General features: G+C 57.3%; 1 protein-coding gene. It reads right to left on the reverse strand.

Going from position 1 to position 757, the window contains the following annotated elements; genetic code table 11:
• Positions 1-5 precede the first annotated feature (5 nt).
• A partial coding sequence (locus tag H9Y04_RS49210) for an ABC transporter substrate-binding protein (RefSeq protein ID WP_236072317.1) occupies positions 6-757 on the reverse strand: 752 nt, incomplete at its 5' end.

The following is a 757-nucleotide window of genomic DNA, read 5'->3' on the forward strand; positions in this document are numbered from 1 at the left end:
GCTTATTATTCGACAGAGACGTTATCGAAGTGGTGTTTGCCCAGCGGGTCCACCACATAGCCTTTGACTTCTTTACGCACCGGCTCATAGACGGTGGAGTGAGCAATGATCAGCGCCGGAGCCTGGTCATGCATCACTACCTGAGCCTGTTTGTACAGTTCAATACGCTTGTTGTGGTCGTCGGTAGCGCGGGCCGGCTGAATAAGATCTTCAAACGGCTTATAGCACCAGCGCGAGTAGTTGGAGCCGTCTTTCGCCGCGGCGCAGCTGAACAGGGTCGCGAAGAAGTTATCCGGATCCCCGTTGTCGCCGGTCCAGCCCATCATCACGCTCTGGTGCTCGCCCGCTTTCGCCCGCTTCAGATACTCGCCCCACTCGTAGGTGACGATCTTGGCCTGGACGCCAATCTTGGCCCAGTCAGCCTGAATCATCTCCGCCATGCGGCGGGCGTTCGGGTTGTACGGACGCTGTACCGGCATCGCCCACAGATCGATGGTGAAGCCTTTTTCCAGGCCCGCTTCTTTCAGCAGCTGCTTCGCCTTCTCCGGATCGTAGGTGTAGTCCTTAACGTCGTCGTTATAGCCCCACATGGTCGGCGGGATCAGGTTCTTCGCCGCCTGGCCTGCGCCCTGGTAAACCGCTTTGATGATCGCTTCTTTGTTGACCGCGTAGGTCAGCGCCTGACGTACTTTGACGTCGTCCAGCGGTTTCTTCTCGGTGTTAAAGGAGAGATAACCAACGTTCAGACCCGGCTGTT

The organism is Streptomyces polyasparticus, from assembly GCF_014493765.1.
GTDB classification, from domain to species: domain Bacteria; phylum Actinomycetota; class Actinomycetes; order Streptomycetales; family Streptomycetaceae; genus Streptomyces; species Streptomyces polyasparticus.